Origin of the sequence: Bacillus mexicanus, from assembly GCF_050445615.1 — a bacterium.
GTDB classification, from domain to species: domain Bacteria; phylum Bacillota; class Bacilli; order Bacillales; family Bacillaceae; genus Bacillus; species Bacillus mexicanus.
The window spans coordinates 947008-969252 of sequence record NZ_JBCEYV010000001.1 but is presented as its reverse complement, the minus strand read 5'-3'; the positions used below and the strand labels follow the sequence as shown (position 1 = coordinate 969252).

Sequence of the window (22245 nt, the reverse complement as noted above, 5' to 3'; positions counted from 1 at the left end):
TGAATGTGGCAAAAGTCATCCAGCTGTCAGATGAGCTTTCAAATAAAATAGCGGCGGGCGAGGTTGTGGAACGGCCCGCCTCAGTCGTCAAGGAATTGGTGGAAAATGCGATCGACGCTGACAGCACAGTCATTGAAATCGATATTGAAGAAGCAGGTCTTGCATCCATTCGAGTGCTGGATAACGGCGAAGGAATGGAAAATGAAGATTGCAAGCGTGCTTTTCACCGCCACGCAACGAGTAAAATAAAAGATGAAAATGATTTATTCAGAGTAAGAACACTTGGCTTCAGAGGAGAAGCACTGCCGAGTATCGCGTCAGTTTCTCATCTGGAGATTACGACAAGCACTGGTGAAGGAGCGGGAACGAAGCTCGTGCTCCAAGGGGGAAACGTAATTTCTGAATCGCGTTCTTCCAGCAGGAAGGGAACTGAAATTGTGGTTTCCAGCTTGTTTTTTAACACACCGGCCCGCTTGAAATATATGAAAACTGTTCATACAGAGCTTGGGAATATCACCGATGTCGTCAACCGTATTGCGCTGGCGCATCCGGAGGTATCAATCCGCCTGCGTCACCATGGGAAAAACCTGCTTCAAACGAATGGAAACGGTGATGTGCGCCAGGTCTTAGCAGCGATTTATGGCACAGCAGTCGCAAAAAAAATGCTTCCGCTGCATGTGAACTCTTTGGATTTTGAAGTCAAGGGATATATCGCCCTTCCAGAGATTACAAGGGCATCAAGAAACTATATGTCGTCTGTGATCAATGGGCGTTACATTAAAAATTTTCCGCTCGTGAAAGCAGTGCATGAAGGATACCATACGCTTCTGCCGATTGGACGCCACCCAATTACTTTTATAGAAATTTCGATGGATCCGATTTTAGTGGATGTCAATGTGCACCCATCAAAGCTTGAGGTCCGTCTCAGCAAGGAAACAGAGCTTCACGATTTAATTCGTGACGGTATAAAAGGTGTATTTAAACAGCAGCGGCTGATTCCGAGTGCACAGCTCCCGAAAAAATCAGCATCTGCTATTAAAAATGAGCAGCAGTTCATCACTTTTGATGAAAAGCCTGCGGAAAGAAAGGTTCCCGAACAGGCACCTGCTCCATCTTATTCGCCAATGAAGCTCAGCTCAGTCGTGAAAGAGCCGGTTGATGTGGAGGAAGAATTGCCGCCTCTTCAATTTGATGCGCCTCCTATCGCTGATCATGAACAAAGTATTCAAGCACCTGATGATTCAGAAGAACAGCCTGAAGCCTTTGAGACTGAATACCAAGAGGAGCAGCCGCAGCCAACGTCGGAGCGGGTTCCAATTATGTATCCGATCGGCCAGATGCATGGGACTTATATATTGGCACAAAACGAAAACGGCTTATATATTATTGACCAGCACGCTGCGCAAGAACGTATTAAATATGAATATTTCCGCGAAAAGGTGGGAGAGGTTGAGTCTGAGGTGCAGGATATGATCGTGCCGCTGACGTTCCACTACTCTATGAACGAGGCACTGATTATCGAACAGCACAAACAAGAGCTTGAAAGCGTCGGTGTCTTTTTAGAATCATTCGGCTCTAACAGCTACATCGTCCGCTGCCATCCGGCCTGGTTTCCAAAGGGAGAAGAAGCTGAGCTGATAGAAGAAATCATTCAGCAGGTCCTTGATGATTCCAAACATATTGATATAAAAAAACTGCGCGAGGAAGCAGCGATTATGATGAGCTGCAAGGGCTCCATCAAAGCAAACCGCCACCTCAGAAATGACGAAATCAAAGCGCTTCTGGACGACCTTCGAAGCACATCAGACCCGTTTACATGCCCGCACGGCCGTCCGATTATCATTCACCATTCGACATATGAGATGGAAAAGATGTTCAAACGCGTGATGTAGCGGGGGTTTGGCGAAGGGGAATATACCCTTTGCCCATATATTTTGCCCATACATTTTTCAAGCATTGATTTATTCAAAGAATAGATCAATGCTTTTTTATATTGTTTATATATTGACTGTATGATAACAAACTCGTTCGCTTACATCATTACTTAAGATCAGCCCTGCTTTTTCATGAGAGAGGAGGAATCCTCCTCGGAGTTTTACTGCTCACCTTTAACGCTAAGAAAAGTAATGATTGCTGCTTCGTATTTGTGCTTTGAAATCATTACCGCCATTTTACGTTCTGGTTTATAAATGACAAAAAGCCCTTTTCCAGCGGAAAGGACTTTTATTTTTGTTATGTTACCTTTTGAGAGTCTTTGACGCTTTTTCTTTTTTCGGCCAAATAAAATAGCTGGCGGTAAAGAGGAAATCAATGCCTAGGATGACTGTCCACATTTTAAGAATGCCGCTCAATGCCACGGTACGAGCAGGATCATTGATGAAATAGATCATCCCTGCTAATAGCCCTCCGCCAATAAGGTAAGCCCGTACGTGCTTTATCCAGCTTTTTAGATAGTGTTTGGCGTGATCCATTCCATAGCGTTTCAGCGGTTTGCACCCTTGTTTTGTCACGTAATATTGAAATCTTTCATCCGCCCATTGAATCATTTGTTTCCCATAGGCGATCGATATTCCGATGTAAACTGCTGCGATCCCGTGTGCAGCAGTCGCTGAAGCTCCGCGATAAAGATCCGCACCGGTTGCCGCCAATAAAATCAAATCGATAACAGGAGTTAAGGCAAGAAACAGCAGTCCTAATGTACGCTGTTTGAATAGGTAACGTACAGCCAGCCCTAAAACAATCACAACCCAAAACGCAATTTCACAGAAGACAATCATCCATGCGATACCGTTCAATCCATTCCCCTCTTTTCAATACAGTTGTATTATTTAAATCATATGTTATCATCTTTATTTTTGCAACACAACTGTATTATAAAATTGCCCTCTTATTTTATTCTTGCTACAATAAGGCTATGCCAAAACAAATTGATCATGAAAAAAGAAGAAGACAAATTGCAGAAGCGACGTGGCGTGTGATTTTAGAACGGGGGATGGAGGGAGCCTCAGCGAGAAACATTGCAAAGGAAGCGGGACTGTCATTAGGTGCGCTGCGCCATTATTTTTCTACTCAGGATGAACTGCTTGTTTTTGCCATGAGGCTCGTTCAAGAAAAGGTAATGGCCCGAATTAAGGATATTGCTATGAAGGATTTGCCCCCTAAGGAAAAAGTGTTACATATTTTGCTTGAAATTGTCCCCACAAATGAAGAATCAAGTAGAGAGATGGAGGTGTGGTTTGCTTTTACGGTTTACGCCAGAACTAAAAAGAATATGTTTGATGCGAATCATGACGGGATTTACAGCGGTGTGCGGAATCTGATTGCCTATTTAGATGAAACCGATTTACTTAAGCGGAATGCTGATAAAGACATTGAAGCTGAAAGACTATACGCGCTTATTGACGGTTTGGCATTGCATGCGATGCTTGATCCTGTTCGAGTGAATACAGACAGGGTCACACGTGTCATTATGCAGCATGTTGAATCAATTTGCGTGGAAGAAGCATAAGAGACGAGAGGGAGGGAATATGAATAGTGCTGTAAAAAGAAACGGATCATGACGAAGTATAAAATGCATAAACGATGTACTCCGCGTGTTAGTTTTGAAAAAGATCCATTTAAAGAAAAGCGCCTTTGAATGAAAGCTCAAAGGCGCTCAGCTGTATGATTCTGAGAAAGGTGTCTGTCAGCTGTCCTGGATATCAATTGTATATACTGCGCGATCAGTTACAACCTTCAATCCTTCGTTTTCTTGGTGAATATGAATATCGCCTAATAAAGGAATTTCATAGGCGTTTTGCGGAAGCGGTACATCGCCTTCCTCCGTGTAAGTTGTTCCTTCGCCTTCTAGAACGAGTTCTTCTTTTGCAACATAATCATCAGGGTGATTTGTGCTGCGTATGCCCACTTTTTGAAGGTGGAGAATAATCTGATCCAAATCTGAAATTTCTTCATCATGGGTCAATTCACCTTTTCTAATATCAAGCGTCTGGCCGACTTTTGATTCCAGCCATTGAGAAAGTTGTGTATTCGTATGTGCCATCACTATTCCTCCTTTTACTCTACACGATACTATTCCCAATTGCCTCATCTTTTACACAGAAAAGAGCTGGCTCATTCTCTATGTATGAAACAATTTGCGGTTTTAACGACTTGATATAACGGCTTCGTCGGTATTTTCTTAAAAGCAGTAGAAATACGATTGAATTGGGTTTTACTCTGGCTGCTATTTCTGCAACTTCGGTGGCTGGATCGATTCCGATCGGCTCCCGCAGTAATGTGATCCCCAGTCAATGAATCCTTAAAGCCCTTTTGCCAGATCAAAGGTGAATCGAAAACTCTGGTTCAGTTTTGATGCTGTAAAGATGTTCTTCTTCCTCTTTAAGTGTTTTGAAAGTGTCCTTCGCCTTTTGAAAACCAGTCTCACAGCTTGGTTTTGAAAAACCCAAAAGGTTATTTGAAGGGTTTGTAAAGCTAGCTGCAAGATGCCTATCCTTACGGCCAATCTAGCTAATGATCAGAGTACCCGCCTATGTTATTTTCTTATGTTTTATTGCTTCTCTGTATACTCTATGAACAGACAGCAGGTATGTAAGTTTATTTGTCTTTTATAAATAGACGGTTAAGAGTTGTTTTAAGCATCTTCAAATCGGGTATGAAAGATTCAGAGTGTGAGAGAATCATTGATGATCGAATAAGAATCTAATTTCTGTTGCGATGTGGTCATATCAAACAGGCAAGGAGAGAGCGGTTGTAGGGATTTTTCTTGCATCGGTCCGCGGAAAGCCAAATACCAATCAGCACTATATAGTGAAGAAAGGCAGAATGAATAATAAAAGAGATGTAAGACAAAAAAGGAAAACGCAAATCAAAACTTATGTTTTTCGAAATAACAGATCAAAACCTTTTGTTGGTTTCGATCCTTTCCTGCGACTTTGTGAGAGCCAATAAACCGTTACCAGGCTGTTCGTCTCAGTAGTCGAACAGCTACTCATAACCTTCTCCTTATACCTCTTTATACTTAATTTCCAATTCAGGATAATACTACCTTTTCTTCTCTTTCTTCTCAATCTTTTTTCACTCTTGTATAAAACGAACTGCTATTAATCGTGACCATCAATTGATTTTTTGAAACCGGGAACATTTTCACTGATGATATCGTGTATACAATGGTAAGATAAAACCTATTGACTAGATCTCATATCAATAATCGTGCCATTCTTATGAAAGGAGTTACAAATGAGAAGATTTTTACTAAATGTTATATTTGTCTTAGTCATTGTCTTATTTTTGAGATATGCTCATTACTCACTAGAGCCTGAACCAACTAATCAACCAGATACATATGCAAATTTTAGCAGATTGGAAGAAAATGAAAGCTCAGCCGATTATGATATTTCTTATAATGAGAAAAAAGGAAGCAAAGTTTTAATTATGTCTCCTCATGGCGGAAGAATTGAAGGAGGAGTAAGCGAGCTTGTGCGGTTTTTCAATCATGAATACTCCACATACCTGTTTGAAGGGCTGAAGTCAGATGATAATCAAACGCTGCACATTACAAGCACTAACTTTGATGAACCCTTGGCTGAAAAGAAAATCAAAGAGCATCAATACGTTGTGGCGTTTCATGGTTATAAAGGAGAGAACAAGAATACACTTGTTGGAGGCACAGATCGAAAGCGGGCTAAAATGATCGTGCGAGCCCTTGAGAGAAGAGGATTTTCTGCTGAACTAGCACCATCCCAAAGCGGTCTTGCTGGATTGAGTGCCGGCAATATTAACAATAAAGGAGAAACAGGGCTAAGTATCCAGCTGGAGATCAGTCGTGAGCAGAGAGAAGCGTTTTTTGATGATTTTTATTATAAAAATAGGAAATACACAAAAAATAGGGAATTTTATGATTATGTGCGTGCAATCAAAACTGTCCTTGAAAGAGAGTATTCGTAACAAGCAGATCAGAAGACAAAATAAGTGGAGACCAGTAGACTGAAATAGGATTATAAAAGGAGGCAAGACATACGATGGCAGATCATCATTTTTATTTAAAAGCGGACTGGCCGGGCAACCGCAATGACGTCGGTACGATCGAAAGCGGAAACTTAGCCACATCCATTTCCATCCCTAAAGAAATGGATGGACCGGGAGAGGGGACCAACCCAGATGAAATGCTTCTCGGGGCGGCGGCGACCTGTTACATTATTACACTTGCTGCAATGATGGAAAGAAGCGGGCTGGAAAAGAAAAACCTGCAAATGGAGTCGGAAGGTATTGTTGACGTCACAAAAGGAGTTTTTACATACAAAAAGATCATTCACCGTCCTTCCGTCGTGCTCAAATACGATGCCTCACAAGAAGATGTCGCATTGGCGCACAAGCTTTGTGAAAAAGCGGAGTCGTCATGCATGATTTCACGTGCCATTCAAGGAAATGTCGACCTGCAGCTTGAAGCTTCCGTAAAACGTGCTGGCGAATAATAAAACAGACGGTTACTCACAGACCGTCTGTTTTTGATCTTTTTGTGCGGGCTTTCGACAGATTTAACACGATCACACCTGCAATGATAAGCGCGAGACCGGATGCTTCCTTTAACCTGATGGTTTCGCCAAAAAGCAAAAACCCGACAATGGCTGTAAGTGCCGTTCCAATACCCGACCATGTCGCATATGCGCTTGATAAGTTAATTGTTTTTAAGGCCAGGCTTAGAAAAGTAAAAGCAGAAAGAAATCCGGCAATGACGCCGGCGATGGGCCAAGCTTGTGTAAATCCTTCTGAAAGCTTCAGCATCGTACTCCCGAAAACTTCCGATCCAATGGCGAGCGCCAAATAAAACAATCCTTTCATCATCTTCACTCCTTTACTGCCAGTTAAGTAATACGACCCCTGATAATAATAAAAGAATCCCGATAAGCCCTTTGGCATTCAGTTCTTCCTTAAACCACTTCACACCGATCACTGCTGCCAGCACTGTACCCACACCGCTCCAGGTCGCGTACGAGAGGCTGAGGGGGATATACTTTAAGGTTAGCGATAGCATATAAAAGGAGAGGGAATAGCCAATCACGACTAAAGCGCCTGGCTTCCACTTTTTGAAACCGTCAGACATTTTTAGCATGGCTGCTCCTAACGTTTCTGAACATATGGCAATCGTGAGGAATATATATCCTAGCAACATCACAAATTCTCCTCACTGTATTTTTTTTAGAAAAGAACTTCAGCTAGAAAAATATTAGTGTATGTATATGTATGAGTCAAGAGATTCATTTTCACACACTTAAAAAAGACCCCTTTTGAAGAGGTCTTTTGCACTTAATAGTAATACGGAAACGGAGCATAGGGGTAATATCCATATCCGCCATACATATAAGGGTTAAATAGGGCGCTTCCTAAAAGCCCGCCCGCAAGGCCGCCGATAAACGGTCCTCCGTAAAATCCGAATGGGCGGCCAAAACCATAACCAAACCCAGGTCTTCCAAATCCGAAAGGTCTCCCAAATCCAAAAGGTCTTCCAAACCCAAAAGGTCTTCCGAAAATTCTTGTATCTTCAGGATTAAAATTCTCTAACTCATTCATGTTTTCTTTCCTCCTGTAATAAAGTGTTGATGATGCAGTGTATTCAGGCTGCCCGAATTTGATTGGGCGAATCGAGGAAAGAAGGGTGTGGACACATTGGGCCTGTATCAGTCTGACTGGTCAAAATCACCGCCTCACGCACATGCTTATCATATCAAAACAACGAGAGAACACGGGCATCGTCATTGCATTGAAGGGTTCACTCAGCCTGCTAATGGATCAAATACAGATAAGCATACACATTATTTTGCAGGAATTACGTCTTTTGAAAATGGTCATTTTCACCGGTATTATGGAATCTCTGGGCCTGCGATTCCCTTAGCAGACGGCACCCACTATCATGAAATCGAAGAAACGACATACCTGGCCTATAATGAACCGATTGAGATCCAGTTCGGAGGTGTGGTGTATGATCCGAAAGATGATGAAAAACAAACACATCAGCATGTCTTGATAGGAAAGACGAGAGAAATTGTCGGCAATGAGCCGCTCGGGTGGTAGAAGATGTTTACCGGTGTAAAAAAAGGGCAAAATGGATAGGTGGTTGACCATGATGAATGCTATAATGGGGGGAGATTTTTAAAAGAGAGTGATACATATTGAATAATACGAAGCAGCCCGTTGTCATTTTAGTCGGACCGACGGCAGTGGGGAAAACAAATTTAAGTATTCAGCTGGCTAAATCCTTGAACGCGGAAATTATTAGCGGAGATTCGATGCAGGTATATAAAGGGATGGACATTGGAACAGCTAAAATCACTGAACAGGAGATGGAAGGAATACCCCATCATCTGATTGACATTTTAGATCCTAAAGATTCCTTCTCCACTGCCGATTATCAAAGTTTAGTGAGAAATAAAATCAGCGAGATCGCCAAAAAAGGAAAGCTCCCGATGATTGTCGGCGGCACGGGTCTCTATATACAATCTGTGCTTTACGATTATACATTTACAGAAGAGGCGAACGATCCTGCGTTTCGAGAAAGTATGCAAATGGCTGCGGAGCGGGAAGGCGCTGAATTCCTTCATGCCAAGCTTGCCGCAGCAGATCCCGAGGCGGCAGCTGCGATACATCCCAATAATATAAGAAGAGTCATTCGTGCGCTGGAAATTTTACATACGTCTGGAAAAACAATGTCTCAGCATTTGAAGGAGCAAAAGCGAGAACTTCTCTATAACGCAGTGTTAATCGGGCTGACAATGGATAGAGACACGCTTTACACAAGGATTAATAAGCGTGTCGACATGATGATGGAGGAAGGTCTTCTTTCAGAAGTGAAACGCCTCTATGATCAGAACGTGAGAGACTGTCAGTCAATACAGGCGATCGGGTATAAGGAGCTCTATGCATACTTTGACGGTTTTGTGACGCTTTCTGATGCCGTCGATCAGCTAAAGCAGAACTCAAGACGATATGCGAAACGCCAGCTGACATGGTTCCGCAATAAAATGCAGGTTGATTGGTTTGATATGACACCGCCCGTTGATATGGAGCTGAAAAAAAAGGAAATTTTCACACATATAGCAGGAAACCTCGAACTTTAATCGAAACTGTATGATATAGAGAAACAAGGAGGACGAAACATGAAACCGATTAATATTCAGGATCAGTTTTTGAATCAAATCCGAAAAGAAAATACGTATGTCACTGTTTTTTTGCTGAATGGCTTTCAGCTGCGCGGTCAGGTGAAAGGCTTTGATAATTTTACCGTATTGCTGGAAACGGAAGGGAAGCAGCAGCTTATATATAAACATGCGATCTCGACGTTTGCGCCGCAAAAGAACGTTCAGCTTGAACTTGAATAGACCAAAAAGTTCCATGCCAAGGCATGGAGAGGCTGTCGGGGGACCTCGGCAGCCATTTTTAGATCGAACCCGTTTTTTGAAAAGTGACCATGCTGAGGCACGGTCTTTTTTTATGCGGCAAACATATGTAAGACTGAATCGAATATCATATAAAAATCCGATTGTGGGAGTGAAGCGACCTTGTTTGAAAGTGAAGCAGAACTGAGGCGAATTAGAATAGCCCTTGTGTGGATAGCTGTTTTTTTACTGTTCGGTGCGTGCGGGAATCAAGATACTATTATTGAAACAGATAGCGGTAATTCAGGTTATGAAGAGCCTCGGCCAACCACGTTTCCGCTGGAACATAATCATTTTGGGGTTGTGGAGGACGGCTATATCAAAATTTATGAGTATCATGAGTCCCGCAATGAGGTAAAGCTGAAAAAAGAATATACGGATCTGGATATGGAGCTTGAATAAAATTCACAAGCGTCCGAATTTACAAAGCGGATGCTACCCGCTAAACTAAATATAGACACAGATCAAACAGAGGGTGAAAAAATGAAGCATAAAGTGATTGTGAATCATTGGGAAGAAACTTGCGAAGATGATTCTTGCTATGAATACGGAACAAGTATTATTGTGAATGGAAAAGAATTAATCAGAGAAGCCTCCATTATCAGCGCCTTAAAGGCGGTTTTAGAAGAGATCGGGGCGGATGTTGAAATAGAAGAAACAGTTGAGAGTGAAAATCGCTGTGATCGTTTAAGAAAAAAAAATCTAGACTACTAAGCAGTTTTTTTTCATGTTATGATATACATCGGCTTAAACACGACACTCCGAGTAGGACGAGAGATGATTCTCGTTCTGCTCTCTTTTTTGGGCCCTAATGAGGGTGCCTATTGGCTTGATATGATCAAAATATGAATTTTTCATAAAAACAAATCTATATATTGTGTTTTTGCTAGAGGGTAGTATACTATATATAGTGTTAATAATGAGAGATTCATATTTTTTGATAGGTCGTGATAAAACGTGGTACAAATCATATTTGATTCGAAGACAGGGAATGTCCAGCGGTTTGTGAATAAAATAGGCTTTCAGCAGATACGCAAGGTGGATGATATTGACCACCTAGACACTCCGTTTGTTTTGGTCACCTACACGACAAACTTCGGTCAGGTACCGGCATCAACACAAACCTTTCTCGAAAAATACGCCCACCTTTTGTTAGGAGTCGCTGCGAGCGGCAATAAAGTATGGGGCGATTACTTTGCAAAAAGCGCCGATACCATTTCAAGACAATATCAGGTGCCGATCTTGCACAAATTTGAACTCAGCGGCACATCTAAAGACGTTGAATTGTTTACTCAGGAGGTAGAAAGAGTTGTCACAAAATCAAGTGCCAAAATGGATCCAGTTAAATAACGAAATCATGATCCAAAAAGATGGAAAATTCCAGTTTGATAAGGATAAGGAAGCTGTACATAGCTATTTTGTAGACTATATCAATCAAAACACGGTTTTCTTTCACGATTTAAAAGAGAAGCTGGATTATTTGATTGAAAACCAATACTATGAAGAGGAATTCTTAAGCCTTTATTCTTTTGAAGATATTAAAGAAGTATTTAAGACAGCTTACGCTAAGAAGTTCCGTTTTCCTTCCTTCATGAGTGCGTTTAAATTTTATAATGACTATGCTTTGAAGACGAATGACAAGACAAAAATCCTTGAGCGTTATGAGGACAGAATCTCCATTGTTGCCCTATTCTTCGCAAACGGCGACACTGAGAAAGCAAAAGAATATGTGAACTTGATGATCAACCAGGAATATCAGCCGAGCACACCGACATTTTTAAATGCCGGCAGAAAACGCCGCGGTGAACTGGTGAGCTGCTTCTTGCTTGAAGTTAATGATTCATTAAACGACATTTCACGGGCGATCGATATTTCCATGCAGCTTTCTAAACTGGGCGGCGGGGTTTCTCTTAACCTGTCCAAGCTTCGTGCGAAAGGTGAAGCTATCAAAGATGTTGAAAATGCCACAAAAGGCGTTGTAGGCGTTATGAAGCTTCTCGATAATGCGTTCCGTTATGCTGACCAAATGGGCCAAAGACAAGGATCCGGTGCGGCGTACTTAAACATTTTCCACCGCGATATCAATGATTTTCTTGATACGAAAAAGATTTCAGCGGATGAAGATGTACGTGTCAAAACGCTTTCAATCGGGGTTGTTATTCCGGATAAGTTCGTTGAGCTTGCACGTGAGGACAAAGCGGCTTACGTATTTTATCCGCACACGATTTATAAAGAGTACGGCCAGCACATGGATGAAATGGACATGAACGAAATGTACGACAAGTTTGTCGACAATCCTCGGGTGAAAAAAGAAAAAATCAATCCGCGGAAATTGCTTGAAAAACTGGCGATGCTCCGTTCTGAATCAGGCTATCCATACATCATGTTCCAAGATAATGTGAATAAAGTGCATGCGAATAACCATATTTCGAAGGTGAAATTTTCTAACCTCTGCTCTGAAGTGCTACAGGCTTCTCAGGTTTCTGCATACACAGACTACGATGATGAAGATGAAATCGGTTTGGATATTTCCTGTAATCTGGGCTCGCTTAACATTCTCAATGTCATGGAGCAGAAATCAATCGAAAAGACAGTTAAGCTCGCAACAGACTCTTTAACACACGTGTCTGAAACGACTGATATTCGCAATGCGCCTGCTGTTAGACGAGCAAACAAAGCGATGAAATCAATCGGTCTCGGCGCTATGAACCTTCACGGCTACCTGGCGCAAAACGGCATTGCGTATGAAAGCCCGGAAGCTCGCGACTTTGCAAACACGTTCTTTATGATGGTGAATTTCTACTCCATCCAGCGTTCTGCGGAAATCGCAAAAGAAAAAGGCGAAACGTTTGATCAATATGAAGGATCAACTTATGCGACAGGTGAATACTTCGACAAATACGTTTCAACTGATTTCTCACCGAAATATGAAAAAATCGCGAACCTGTTTGAAGGTATGCATATCCCGACCAAAGAGGACTGGGAAAAGCTAAAAGCATTTGTTGCTGAACACGGCATGTATCACAGCTACAGATTATGCATTGCGCCGACAGGCTCTATTTCATATGTTCAATCAAGCACAGCATCTGTCATGCCGATTATGGAACGGATTGAAGAAAGAACATACGGCAACTCAAAAACGTACTACCCAATGCCTGGGCTTGCATCTAATAACTGGTTCTTCTATAAAGAAGCCTACGATATGGACATGTTCAAGGTTGTAGATATGATCGCGACTATCCAGCAGCACATTGATCAGGGAATCAGCTTCACATTGTTCTTAAAAGATACAATGACGACTCGTGATTTAAACCGAATCGATCTGTATGCACATCACAGAGGAATTAAAACCATTTACTATGCGAGAACAAAAGATACTGGGCAAGACAGCTGCCTTTCTTGTGTTGTTTGATTAAAGGAGAGTTTATAGTGACAAAAATTTATGATGCAGCAAACTGGTCAAAGCATGAAGACGATTTTACCCAAATGTTCTATAACCAAAACGTGAAACAGTTCTGGCTTCCGGAAGAGATTGCTTTAAACGGCGATCTCCTCACATGGAAGTATCTTGGGAAAAATGAACAGGACACTTATATGAAGGTACTCGCCGGGCTTACTCTTCTTGATACAGAGCAGGGGAATACGGGAATGCCGATCGTGGCTGAACACGTAGACGGCCACCAGCGGAAAGCGGTGCTGAACTTTATGGCGATGATGGAGAACGCTGTCCATGCGAAGTCATACTCTAATATTTTCATGACTCTGGCGCCGACTGAAACGATTAATGAAGTCTTTGAATGGGTGAAACAAAATAAATATTTGCAGAAAAAAGCGCAAGTCATCGTCGGCTTTTACCAAGCTATTCAAAAAGATGACGAGATTTCACTATTCAAAGCGATGGTCGCTTCCGTCTATCTGGAAAGCTTCCTCTTCTACAGCGGTTTCTATTATCCGTTATACTTCTATGGCCAAGGGAAGTTGATGCAAAGCGGTGAAATCATCAACCTGATTCTTCGTGATGAAGCGATTCACGGCGTTTATGTAGGGCTGCTTGCTCAGGAAATCTATAATAAGCAGACAGATGAGAAAAAAGCGGAGCTTCGCGAATTTGCGATCGATCTTCTGAATGAATTATATGAAAATGAGCTTGAGTATACAGAAGACTTGTATGATCAAGTCGGGCTCTCACACGATGTAAAGAAATTCATTCGCTATAATGCCAATAAAGCGTTGATGAACCTAGGATTTGATCCATACTTTGAAGAGGAAGAAATTAATCCAATCGTTTTAAATGGATTAAATACAAAAACAAAATCACATGACTTCTTCTCTATGAAGGGGAACGGCTACAAAAAGGCGACAGTAGAGCCGCTTAAAGACGATGACTTTTATTTTGAAGATGAAAAAGAGCAGATTTAATATCTGCTCTTTTCGGCTTGGAGATTCAGATGAGGAGGACGCAGCAACCATGGGAAAAATGGACGAAATGATTTTGGTCGCCCCGCGCGATGATGTGTTTAAGAAAGAAAGCTTAACCTTCCAGGGAGTGAACAGTGAAGACAGCAGAGTAGCAGAAATCATGGCTCAGATCGAAGCTGGCTATCGTGTAATGAGAAGGGGAGATGCGGAAGAAGATCCGCATTTCAAGCAGCCGATTCCTTATGTCATCATTAAGCGCGAAGATGAAGTATTCCTTTATGAGCGGCTGGCCGGCGGAGGAGAAGCACGTCTTCATAACAAGCTTTCTCTCGGTTTTGGAGGTCATATGAATTCGATTAAAGGGACAGCCTCATTTGCTGAAGTCTTAAAGCTGAACACAGACCGTGAGCTTGACGAAGAACTGCAAATCAACGAAGAGGATAAACAGGCGATTGTCACTCTGGGGCTCATCAATGATGATGGGAACAGTGTCGGCAAAGTGCATATCGGTATTCTGTCTGCGCTTCAATTAAAGTCTGGTTCACAAGTGGAAGTCAAAGAGAAAGAGCAAATTGCGGGAAAATGGATGAAAGTCTCTGAATTAAAACGGGACGACATCTATAACCGTCTGGAAACATGGTCACAATTTGTTGTAGATATTCTCTAATAAAAAAACCGGTTTCTCGTAATGAGGAGCCGGTTTTTTTATAAGACGCTTGTCCGCGTCTTGATGATGATTCTAGAGCGGCAATAACGTTAAAGGCTGTATTTCTGGCTTTGGCAGCAAAAGTGTCTGCATTGTTTTGGATGAAAATGCGCCAATTAAAAGGACAATCATATCAAAAGCCTTTAGCTTTTGTTCTGCCCGCGAGTGAGCCCCCATTCGTTAATTGCGAAACTAGATCTAAATGCTTTTTTAAGATTAAAGGCTCGCTCAAGCCCATTTGCATGGCCTCTCGCTAAGCTTTGAATAAAACGGCTCATTTTCAGTTTATTTGCATCCGTGAAGTTATCAATGAATCCATTTTCAGTCAATAGCGCAGGCATTGCTGATTCCCTAAGAACATGCAAGTTGGCTCTTTTTCTGCCGCGGTCGGTTAAGTTGACAGCCCGTATCACATTAGAGTGAATTGTCGATTGAAAAGTCGTTGTCGGTGATCCCACATTTGGATAAATGTAGCTTTCAAAACCTGTACCGCCTCCAGAGTTAACATGAATAGATAAAAAGAAATCTGCTCTCCATATATTTGCAGCGTTTGTCCGAGCACTTAAGCTGACATATCGGTCGCTTGTCCGGCTCAGCATCAACGATATGTTTGTATACTCATTTAACAATATTGTCCGTAATGCGAAAGCGATTTGCAGGGTTAACGTTTTTTCTTGAAGGCCATTTCCTATTGCGCCTGGATCAGACCCGCCATGGCCAGGATCAATAAAAATCTTAACCATTCTTTATCACCTCATTACAGAATATGAAAAGACACAGCGCCTGCTTGTACGATTATCATTCATGAGGAAATAACCCTTTTATATGCGGAAATTATTTCTCGGGAAAGCGCACAATTCAACATGTAGCGACATTTCATTTCATTTTATAGGAATAGGTCATTTGTTTGTGAGTATGACAGGTTCATCTTTATTCATCCGCTTTTCGGTTTTATGTCAGCGCGTGGAACGTAAATGAACCTTGTGAAGACACCTCTTTGTTAATAGAAGAAAAAATAAAGAAGGGCGTATTTTGGTTTGCTTTCTGTTTAAAACTGAAAGCATCGTGCAAAACAGGCTACGGTATGAACAAAGGGTATCGCTTGGGGTGAGGTCTCGATAGCAGAGCTGTTTTGACTGTCAAGGAATGATAGAAATCGTGAGTAGGATGTTGATATGTCAAAAGCATATTAACATCTCCGTAGCTCCTGTCTTCCTTACAAAATTAATAAAAACAAAATCTCTTGGTTTGTCCACCCGATGTCCGTGAATACAATAAGAAATAAAGTATTTCTCGGGAAAGCGCAGGATTCCTTATTATTCCCGAAAAAAGCAATTGCTTCGACAAATGATAGGCGTTTGTCACAAACGGCATCCGCTTGAATATCTTATAGAGAGAACAGAGAGGTGAAAATGTTGGAGCGCGCTGTAACATATAAAAATAACGGACAGATCAACATTATTCTTAACGGGCAAAAGCAAGTGCTGACGAATGCGGAAGCAGAGGCGGAATATCAAGCCGCATTGCAAAAAAATGAGGCGAAGCATGGTATTTTGAAGGAAATCGAAAAAGAGATGAGCATACTGGTTGGGATGGAGGAAATGAAACGCAATATCAAGGAAATATATGCCTGGATTTTTGTGAACCAAAAACGTGCGGAGCAAGGCCTGAAGGTGGGGAAGCAAGCGCTGCACATGATGTTCAAAGGTAACCCGGGAACAGGCAAAACGACCGTCGCACGGCTGATTGGCAGGCTGTTCTTTGAAATGAATGTTTTATCAAAAGGCCACTTAATAGAAGCGGAGCGGGCTGATCTGGTCGGAGAATATATTGGCCACACCGCCCAAAAGACGAGAGATTTAATCAAAAAGTCATTAGGAGGCATTTTGTTTATAGACGAAGCTTATTCACTGGCAAGAGGCGGCGAAAAAGACTTTGGAAAAGAAGCAATCGACACACTTGTAAAGCATATGGAAGACAAACAGCATGAATTTATATTAATCCTTGCCGGATATTCTCGGGAAATGGATCATTTTCTCTCATTAAACCCCGGCCTCCAATCAAGATTTCCCATCTCCATTGATTTTCCGGATTATTCTGTGACCCAGCTTATGGAGATTGCCAAACGAATGATCGATGAAAGAGAATATCAGCTCAGTCAAGAAGCGGAATGGAAATTGAAAGATTACTTAATGACAGTGAAAAGCACGACAAGCCCTATTAAATTCAGCAATGGCCGTTTTGTCAGAAATGTGATCGAAAAATCGATCAGAGCGCAAGCCATGAGGCTTTTAATGGGTGATCAATACTTAAAAAGCGACTTGATGACGATTAAAAGCCAAGATCTTTCTATTCAAGAGGAGGCATCTGGCGCTATATAGACCTCTCTTTTGTTGGGAGGTCTGTTTTTCTAGTATTTCCTGCTTTTCAAAGCAATCGATGTGTGGTATACACATGCAGGGTTTGGTATGATAATACTACTGCCCAATATGCAAAAGAAAGGAACATCCATTTGAACGAACAAGAAACTATTCAGGAAAAAGCGATTTTAGTCGGATGTCAGCTGCCGCATATCACAGATGAGCATTTTGAGAATTCCATGGAAGAGCTAGCATCTCTTACAAAAACTGCAGACGGAAAAGTATTGACCAGCGTCACACAAAAACGAAACAGGGCTGACGCGGCTACATATATAGGGAAAGGAAAGGTAGAAGAGCTGAAGGCATTGGTGGAAGAGCTTGAAGCTGATCTCCTTATCTTTAACGATGAGCTGTCGCCAAGTCAGCTAAAGTCATTGGCAACAGCGATTGAAGTGAAAATGATTGACCGCACGCAATTGATATTAGATATTTTCGCGAAGCGGGCAAGAACGCGAGAAGGCAAACTTCAGATTGAGCTGGCTCAGCTGCAATATGCACTTCCGCGTCTGACGGGACAAGGGATCAATCTCTCCCGGCAAGGCGGAGGAATTGGGGCGAGAGGTCCCGGGGAAACCAAACTGGAAACTGACCGCCGCCATATCAGAAACCGCATTCATGAAATCAATACCCAGCTTTCAACTGTTATTCGCCATAGAAGCCGATACCGTGAAAGAAGAAAGAAAAACGGCGTGCTTCAAATTGCGCTTGTGGGCTATACAAACGCAGGGAAATCAACCTGGTTCAATCGTCTGACAAGTGCTGACAGCTATGAAGAAGACCTTCTGTTTGCTACACTGGATCCGATGACGAGAAAAATGGTCCTGCCAAGCGGCTACAGCGTGCTTCTGTCAGATACAGTAGGATTTATTCAGGATCTTCCGACGACACTGATTGCTGCGTTCCGGTCAACACTTGAGGAAGTAAAAGAAGCGGATTTGATCCTGCATTTGATCGATTCCTCAAATGAGGATTACGTCGGACACGAAAAAACGGTGCTAAGCTTGCTTGAGGAGCTAGAAGCCGATGACATCCCGATCCTGACAGCTTACAATAAACGTGATCAAAAGCTGCCTGATTTTATACCGTCAGCCGGAAGGGATCATATTATGGTCAGTGCAAAAAGTGAGGATGACGCTGATCTCTTTAAAGGAGCGATTCAGCGCTATTTGCGCCAAGAGCTGTTAACGTCTTTTGAAGCGCATGTGCCGGCAAGTGAAGGAAAACTCCTTGCGAGAATCAAATCGGAAACGATGGTTGACCGCTTCTATTTTAATGAAGAAAATGAACGGTACGATATATCGGGCTATGTACAAGAGGAGCAAAGTATTATCGGCGAATTAAAGAAGTATATGTAGGAAGGAAACTCAAAAATATGTTTGATACATTAACACACGGAAATTTATTAAAAAAAACGTCAATGGAAGTGGAAGCGGATATTGCGGGTGTTCATAAACAAATAGAAGAAATCAGCGAGCGCAATGAATGGAGAGTGCTTCAAAGCTATAGAAAACATAAAGTAAGCGACACACATTTTACACCATCTACTGGATACGGCTATGATGATATCGGAAGAGACACGCTAGAAAGTATTTATGCAGATGTGTTTGGCGGAGAAGCGGGCCTTGTAAGACCGCAAATTATCTCAGGCACGCATGCTATTTCGATTGCTTTGTTCGGTGTTCTCAGACCGGGGGACGAGCTCCTTTATATAACCGGCAAGCCATATGATACGTTAGAAGAAATTGTAGGTGTCAGAGGCGGAGAAAACGCTGGATCACTAAAGGATTTTCAAATCGGCTATCATGCGGTTGATCTGACGGAAGACGGAAAAATAGACTACGATGCAGTCGCCGCTGCGATCAATCCGAAGACGAAAGTAATCGGCATTCAGCGCTCAAAAGGATATGCAAATCGTCCATCTTTCTTAATTAGCGAAATAAAAGAAATGATCCGTTTCGTAAAAGAAATCAATGAAAATCTGATCGTCTTTGTGGACAACTGTTACGGAGAATTTGTGGAAGAGCTTGAGCCTTGCCATGTCGGCGCCGATCTGATGGCGGGATCTCTCATTAAAAACCCCGGCGGCGGTCTTGCGAAAACAGGGGGTTATCTCGTCGGAAAAGAGAAATGGATTGAAGCATGCTCATACCGTATGACGTCACCTGGCATCGGCAGAGAAGCGGGGGCATCTCTTTACTCGCTCCAAGAGATGTATCAAGGCTTCTTTTTGGCTCCGCACGTTGTGTCACAAAGCTTAAAGGGAGCGGTGTTTACTGCAAGGTTCCTTGAAAAACTAGGCTTTACTTCAAACCCCAAATGGGATGTGAAAAGAACAGATTTAATACAATCCGTTGAGTTTTCTGACAGAGAAAAGATGATTGCTTTTTGCCAGGCGATTCAATATGCATCGCCGATCAATGCCCACGTGACGCCTTATCCGGCCTACATGCCGGGGTACGAGGACGATGTCATTATGGCAGCGGGCACATTTATCCAAGGAGCAAGCATCGAATTATCAGCGGATGGCCCTATCCGCCCGCCGTATGTAGCGTATGTTCAGGGAGGATTAACCTATTCACACGTAAAAAATGCGATATGCAGTGCAGTGGATTCACTCATGGAAAAGCAATTAGTTTAAATTTTTTAAAAATTTCACTGAATTTGATGTTAAGAATCCTTACATCGTATTGACACAAAATATAACATGACCTATAATGAAACTAAGTTAAGAAAAGGAGGAAATTGAGATGAGTGATAATATTCGCCGCTCAATGCCTTTATTTCCAATAGGAATTGTCATGCAGTTAACTGAGTTATCAGCAAGACAAATTCGATATTATGAGGAGAATGGACTGATATTTCCAGCTAGAAGCGAAGGAAATAGACGATTATTTTCATTCCATGATGTAGATAAACTGTTAGAAATCAAGCATCTGATTGAACAAGGTGTGAACATGGCAGGAATTAAACAGATTTTGGCGAAAGCGGAAGCCGAGCCGGAGCAAAAACAAGACGAGAAGACGAAAAAACCAATGAAACATAATCTGTCTGATGACGAACTGAGAAAGCTCCTGAAAAACGAGCTCATGCAAGCCGGCCGTTTTCAACGAGGGAATACATTCCGCCAAGGCGACATGTCCCGTTTCTTTCATTAATCCGTTAGCAACTGTTTTGCTATATACATTTACCTTTTAAGAGGAGGAGTTTTACGAAATGGCAAAGTATACTAGAGAAGATATCGTAAAATTGGTAGAAGAAGAAAACGTGAAGTACATCCGTCTTCAATTTACTGACATTCTGGGGACAATCAAAAATGTTGAGATTCCTGTAAGCCAGCTTGAAAAAGCGCTTGATAATAAAGTCATGTTTGACGGCTCTTCTATTGAAGGATTCGTTCGTATCGAAGAATCAGACATGTACCTGTATCCAGATCTGAATACATTTGTTATCTTCCCATGGACAGCTGAAAAAGGTAAAGTAGCACGTTTTATCTGTGATATTTACAATCCAGATGGCACTCCTTTTGAAGGTGACCCGCGAAACAACTTAAAACGGATTTTAAAAGAAATGGAAGACCTCGGCTTTACTGATTTCAATCTCGGACCTGAGCCTGAATTCTTCTTGTTCAAATTAGACGAAAAAGGCGAGCCGACGCTTGAATTAAACGACAAAGGCGGATATTTCGACTTGGCTCCAACCGACTTGGGAGAAAATTGCCGCCGCGATATCGTTCTTGAGCTTGAAGAGATGGGCTTTGAAATTGAAGCATCTCACCACGAAGTAGCGCCTGGTCAGCACGAAATCGACTTTAAGTATGCTGGTGCAGTTCGCTCTTGTGATGATATCCAAACCTTTAAACTAGTTGTCAAAACAATTGCCCGCAAACATGGTTTGCATGCGACATTTATGCCAAAACCGCTGTTCGGTGTGAACGGTTCCGGTATGCACTGTAATCTATCACTCTTCACAAATGGCGTTAACTCATTCTATGACGAAAACGCAGATCTTGAGTTAAGTGAAACAGCGAAACACTTCATTGCAGGTATCGTGAAGCACGCAACAAGCTTTACAGCAGTAACAAACCCGACAGTAAACTCTTACAAACGTCTGGTTCCTGGCTATGAAGCGCCGTGCTACGTAGCATGGAGCGCACAAAACAGAAGTCCGCTTATCCGTATCCCGGCTTCCCGCGGCATCAGCACACGTGTTGAAGTACGCAGCGTAGACCCAGCTGCTAACCCATACCTAGCACTTAGTGTATTGCTTGCTGCAGGCTTAGACGGAATCAAAAACAAACTGGAAGCGCCAGCTCCAATCGACCGCAACATCTATGTGATGAACAAAGAAGAGCGCATGGAGAACGGAATCGTTGACCTCCCAGCAACACTTGCGGAAGCGCTAGAAGAATTCAAATCAAACGAAGTGATGGTCAAAGCGATGGGCGAGCACCTATTTGAACACTTCATCGAAGCAAAAGAAATCGAATGGGATATGTTCCGGACACAAGTTCACCCTTGGGAGCGCGAACAATATATGTCTCAATATTAATCTTTCAATCCCTTGGCACTATTGGTGTCAGGGGATTTTTAAATTTTGGTCAAAAGATTAAGAGAACAATACTTTTGGTCTTTGACCAAAATATGACCAAATTTGAAATGGAGACCTAATTCTACGATTGACGGAACATAATTCTTTAGCGGGCTTTGGTCAAGTTTTGTTTTTGGTGACCTAAAAGCTCTGAGAAATAAGAGTAAAGATAAAATCCACAACGGGGAGGCTTATGATTACATATTAACTAAAGAGTAAGTAAATGAAACAATGAACAAAAAATACGATGTATAAGAAAGTGCTTTTGACGAACGTGTTTTATGTTTTTGGAATGTATAGATAAGTGCAAAACCTAGAAAGAAAGCTGTTACAAACCAAGGCGTGTATTGAGGAAAGATGGCGGCCAGCAATATCACGATGGTTGAAAAAAGAAATGAAGCGTAATGAGTATCTTTACGATCATGAATCAAAGAAATCACCTCTGCAAAGTTTTACCCAATTTAGTGTGTATGAAAACGTGAGGCAAAAGGGGATTAGAAAAATGTCAAACATTATTTTCTGCAGAACAAGATAAAGCAATTAAATACTAAAAATTATTAAGGCTTTGGAAACTCCAATGACCATTTTGCGTGACTTGAGACAAGCATGAACTGACTATCTATATATATAATGAGGTAGGATAAAATGGATTTTATAATGAATTTATAGAAAAAGCCAAAAA

The 22245-nt window shown here is 42.0% G+C and carries 23 protein-coding genes and 2 pseudogenes; 18 read left to right on the top strand and 7 right to left on the bottom strand.

Annotated features, from left to right (window positions below):
* The first annotated feature begins 5 nt into the window (after positions 1-5).
* Positions 6-1892: a DNA mismatch repair endonuclease MutL gene (gene mutL, locus AAGG74_RS05180; RefSeq protein WP_429674723.1), complete on the top strand. Its 1887-nt coding sequence runs from the start codon at positions 6-8 to the stop codon at positions 1890-1892.
* 345 nt (positions 1893-2237) lie between these two features.
* On the opposite strand, the gene AAGG74_RS05175 is transcribed toward mutL, so the two are convergent.
* Positions 2238-2795, bottom strand: a complete 558-nt coding sequence (locus AAGG74_RS05175) for a hypothetical protein (RefSeq protein WP_429674722.1) — start codon at positions 2793-2795, stop codon at positions 2238-2240.
* Positions 2796-2914: 119 nt separating this feature from the next.
* On the opposite strand from AAGG74_RS05175, the gene AAGG74_RS05170 reads away from it, so the two are divergent.
* Positions 2915-3508 (top strand): TetR/AcrR family transcriptional regulator, encoded by a 594-nt coding sequence (locus AAGG74_RS05170; RefSeq protein WP_429674721.1) that lies wholly within the window; start codon positions 2915-2917, stop codon positions 3506-3508.
* Between the two features lie 177 nt (positions 3509-3685).
* Here AAGG74_RS05170 and ymzB read toward each other — a convergent pair whose 3' ends face one another.
* Positions 3686-4042 carry a protein YmzB gene (gene ymzB / locus AAGG74_RS05165; RefSeq protein WP_162101691.1) on the bottom strand — a complete coding sequence of 119 codons (357 nt, stop codon included), beginning with the start codon at positions 4040-4042 and terminating at the stop codon, positions 3686-3688.
* Between the two features lie 1196 nt (positions 4043-5238).
* Between ymzB and AAGG74_RS05160 the strand changes: the two genes are divergently transcribed.
* Both AAGG74_RS05160 and AAGG74_RS05155 read left to right on the top strand, forming a co-directional pair.
* A complete protein-coding gene (locus AAGG74_RS05160) occupies positions 5239-5946 on the top strand; it encodes a poly-gamma-glutamate hydrolase family protein (protein WP_162101692.1) in 708 nt (235 codons plus the stop codon).
* Positions 5947-6020: 74 nt separating this feature from the next.
* Positions 6021-6473 (top strand): OsmC family protein, encoded by a 453-nt coding sequence (locus tag AAGG74_RS05155; protein ID WP_429674720.1) that lies wholly within the window; start codon positions 6021-6023, stop codon positions 6471-6473.
* 12 nt (positions 6474-6485) lie between these two features.
* Here the strand turns inward: AAGG74_RS05155 and erbB are convergent.
* The 3 genes and pseudogenes from erbB to AAGG74_RS05140 form a co-directional block, all read right to left on the bottom strand.
* Positions 6486-6840: pseudogene (erbB, locus tag AAGG74_RS05150) on the bottom strand (SMR family multidrug efflux transporter EbrB).
* A 13-nt stretch (positions 6841-6853) separates the two neighbouring features.
* The gene (gene erbA, locus AAGG74_RS05145; protein WP_162101695.1) at positions 6854-7171 is read right to left on the bottom strand and encodes an SMR family multidrug efflux transporter EbrA; all 318 of its coding nucleotides are present in this window, start codon (positions 7169-7171) and stop codon (positions 6854-6856) included.
* Positions 7172-7305: 134 nt separating this feature from the next.
* Entirely contained in the window at positions 7306-7569 is a 264-nt protein-coding gene (locus AAGG74_RS05140; protein ID WP_429674719.1) for a hypothetical protein, read from the bottom strand.
* Between the two features lie 87 nt (positions 7570-7656).
* Between AAGG74_RS05140 and AAGG74_RS05135 the strand changes: the two genes are divergently transcribed.
* The 9 genes from AAGG74_RS05135 to AAGG74_RS05095 all read left to right on the top strand — a co-directional run bounded on the left by AAGG74_RS05135 (position 7657) and on the right by AAGG74_RS05095 (position 14517).
* Complete coding sequence (locus AAGG74_RS05135) at positions 7657-8070, top strand: YmaF family protein (RefSeq protein WP_162101697.1); 414 nt, start codon at positions 7657-7659, stop codon at positions 8068-8070.
* A gap of 98 nt (positions 8071-8168) precedes the next feature.
* A complete protein-coding gene (gene miaA, locus AAGG74_RS05130) occupies positions 8169-9113 on the top strand; it encodes a tRNA (adenosine(37)-N6)-dimethylallyltransferase MiaA (RefSeq protein WP_162101698.1) in 945 nt (314 codons plus the stop codon).
* A gap of 39 nt (positions 9114-9152) precedes the next feature.
* On the top strand, positions 9153-9374 hold the full coding sequence (gene hfq, locus AAGG74_RS05125; RefSeq protein WP_162101699.1) for an RNA chaperone Hfq: 222 nt from the start codon (positions 9153-9155) through the stop codon (positions 9372-9374).
* A 180-nt stretch (positions 9375-9554) separates the two neighbouring features.
* Entirely contained in the window at positions 9555-9833 is a 279-nt protein-coding gene (locus tag AAGG74_RS05120; protein ID WP_225494026.1) for a YmzC family protein, read from the top strand.
* Positions 9834-9914: 81 nt separating this feature from the next.
* Positions 9915-10145, top strand: coding sequence for a DUF936 domain-containing protein (locus AAGG74_RS05115; RefSeq protein ID WP_162101701.1), 231 nt, complete (start codon positions 9915-9917; stop codon positions 10143-10145).
* Positions 10146-10388: 243 nt separating this feature from the next.
* Positions 10389-10781 carry a class Ib ribonucleoside-diphosphate reductase assembly flavoprotein NrdI gene (gene nrdI / locus AAGG74_RS05110; RefSeq protein WP_162101702.1) on the top strand — a complete coding sequence of 131 codons (393 nt, stop codon included), beginning with the start codon at positions 10389-10391 and terminating at the stop codon, positions 10779-10781.
* Positions 10741-12843, top strand: coding sequence for a class 1b ribonucleoside-diphosphate reductase subunit alpha (gene nrdE, locus AAGG74_RS05105; RefSeq protein WP_162101703.1), 2103 nt, complete (start codon positions 10741-10743; stop codon positions 12841-12843). The genes nrdI and nrdE overlap by 41 nt, the downstream gene beginning before the upstream one ends.
* A gap of 17 nt (positions 12844-12860) precedes the next feature.
* Positions 12861-13850, top strand: a complete 990-nt coding sequence (nrdF, locus tag AAGG74_RS05100) for a class 1b ribonucleoside-diphosphate reductase subunit beta (protein WP_162101704.1) — start codon at positions 12861-12863, stop codon at positions 13848-13850.
* 49 nt (positions 13851-13899) lie between these two features.
* Entirely contained in the window at positions 13900-14517 is a 618-nt protein-coding gene (locus AAGG74_RS05095) for a hypothetical protein (protein ID WP_429674718.1), read from the top strand.
* Positions 14518-14584: 67 nt separating this feature from the next.
* Here the strand turns inward: AAGG74_RS05095 and AAGG74_RS05090 are convergent.
* A pseudogene (locus AAGG74_RS05090) lies at positions 14585-15299 on the bottom strand (N-acetylmuramoyl-L-alanine amidase); the annotation flags it as partial.
* Positions 15300-15968: 669 nt separating this feature from the next.
* On the opposite strand from AAGG74_RS05090, the gene spoVK reads away from it, so the two are divergent.
* The 5 genes from spoVK to glnA all read left to right on the top strand — a co-directional run bounded on the left by spoVK (position 15969) and on the right by glnA (position 21524).
* Complete coding sequence (spoVK, locus tag AAGG74_RS05085) at positions 15969-16937, top strand: stage V sporulation protein K (protein WP_162101707.1); 969 nt, start codon at positions 15969-15971, stop codon at positions 16935-16937.
* Between the two features lie 131 nt (positions 16938-17068).
* Positions 17069-18331, top strand: a complete 1263-nt coding sequence (gene hflX, locus AAGG74_RS05080) for a GTPase HflX (protein ID WP_429674716.1) — start codon at positions 17069-17071, stop codon at positions 18329-18331.
* Between the two features lie 17 nt (positions 18332-18348).
* A complete protein-coding gene (locus AAGG74_RS05075) occupies positions 18349-19614 on the top strand; it encodes a methionine gamma-lyase family protein (protein ID WP_429674714.1) in 1266 nt (421 codons plus the stop codon).
* Between the two features lie 109 nt (positions 19615-19723).
* Entirely contained in the window at positions 19724-20131 is a 408-nt protein-coding gene (gene glnR / locus AAGG74_RS05070) for a transcriptional repressor GlnR (RefSeq protein ID WP_429674713.1), read from the top strand.
* Positions 20132-20189: 58 nt separating this feature from the next.
* Positions 20190-21524: a type I glutamate--ammonia ligase gene (gene glnA / locus AAGG74_RS05065; RefSeq protein WP_162101711.1), complete on the top strand. Its 1335-nt coding sequence runs from the start codon at positions 20190-20192 to the stop codon at positions 21522-21524.
* Between the two features lie 236 nt (positions 21525-21760).
* Here the strand turns inward: glnA and AAGG74_RS05060 are convergent, their stop codons facing one another.
* Positions 21761-21994 carry a hypothetical protein gene (locus AAGG74_RS05060; RefSeq protein ID WP_225494024.1) on the bottom strand — a complete coding sequence of 78 codons (234 nt, stop codon included), beginning with the start codon at positions 21992-21994 and terminating at the stop codon, positions 21761-21763.
* Positions 21995-22245 lie beyond the last annotated feature (251 nt).

What these genes read in the sequence shown, in the direction of transcription:
- glnR (WP_429674713.1), top strand. Translation starts at nt 19,724, where the DNA reads ATGAGTGATAATATTCGCCGCTCAATGCCTTTATTTCCAATAGGAATT.
- AAGG74_RS05095 (WP_429674718.1), top strand. Translation starts at nt 13,900, where the DNA reads ATGGGAAAAATGGACGAAATGATTTTGGTCGCCCCGCGCGATGATGTG.
- spoVK (WP_162101707.1), top strand. Translation starts at nt 15,969, where the DNA reads ATGTTGGAGCGCGCTGTAACATATAAAAATAACGGACAGATCAACATT.
- ymzB (WP_162101691.1), bottom strand. Translation starts at nt 4,042, where the DNA reads ATGGCACATACGAATACACAACTTTCTCAATGGCTGGAATCAAAAGTC.
- AAGG74_RS05155 (WP_429674720.1), top strand. Translation starts at nt 6,021, where the DNA reads ATGGCAGATCATCATTTTTATTTAAAAGCGGACTGGCCGGGCAACCGC.
- AAGG74_RS05140 (WP_429674719.1), bottom strand. Translation starts at nt 7,569, where the DNA reads ATGAATGAGTTAGAGAATTTTAATCCTGAAGATACAAGAATTTTCGGA.
- erbA (WP_162101695.1), bottom strand. Translation starts at nt 7,171, where the DNA reads ATGTTGCTAGGATATATATTCCTCACGATTGCCATATGTTCAGAAACG.
- AAGG74_RS05075 (WP_429674714.1), top strand. Translation starts at nt 18,349, where the DNA reads ATGTTTGATACATTAACACACGGAAATTTATTAAAAAAAACGTCAATG.
- AAGG74_RS05170 (WP_429674721.1), top strand. Translation starts at nt 2,915, where the DNA reads ATGCCAAAACAAATTGATCATGAAAAAAGAAGAAGACAAATTGCAGAA.
- AAGG74_RS05115 (WP_162101701.1), top strand. Translation starts at nt 9,915, where the DNA reads ATGAAGCATAAAGTGATTGTGAATCATTGGGAAGAAACTTGCGAAGAT.
- glnA (WP_162101711.1), top strand. Translation starts at nt 20,190, where the DNA reads ATGGCAAAGTATACTAGAGAAGATATCGTAAAATTGGTAGAAGAAGAA.
- hfq (WP_162101699.1), top strand. Translation starts at nt 9,153, where the DNA reads ATGAAACCGATTAATATTCAGGATCAGTTTTTGAATCAAATCCGAAAA.
- AAGG74_RS05160 (WP_162101692.1), top strand. Translation starts at nt 5,239, where the DNA reads ATGAGAAGATTTTTACTAAATGTTATATTTGTCTTAGTCATTGTCTTA.